Consider the following 279-nt stretch of genomic DNA (forward strand, 5'->3'; position numbering starts at 1 on the left):
CCGAGTGGCAGCCCGTTTGCGAGAGCGGCCACCTGCTGCTGTTCGATACTAAGGATCAAGCGGAGGTCGCCGTCTACCGCGCACTGATGAAACACCTCTTCGGAGACGGCATCGTCCGCGACGGCGAGAAAGCGACGGCGGCGCTCAGCCAAGCCGAGGAGAAGTTCGGCAAGCTGCTCAGAGGGCACTGACACGCTTCCTCGGCGATACGCCACTCAGGGTGCTCGTGAAGCTGCTGGTGGTTTCCTTCCTCGTCGGCCTCGTCATGCACGCCTTCGG

General features: G+C 63.4%; 1 protein-coding gene. It reads left to right on the plus strand.

Annotation, left to right across the window (positions count from 1 at the left end; translation table 11 throughout):
* The coding region (locus EN818_RS33215; RefSeq protein WP_189524030.1) for a hypothetical protein at positions 1 to 191 on the plus strand (191 nt) is incomplete at its 5' end.
* Positions 192 to 279: the final 88 nt, after the last annotated feature.

It is taken from the genome of Mesorhizobium sp. M3A.F.Ca.ET.175.01.1.1 (assembly GCF_004791945.1).
Taxonomy (GTDB): Bacteria; Pseudomonadota; Alphaproteobacteria; order Rhizobiales; family Rhizobiaceae; genus Mesorhizobium.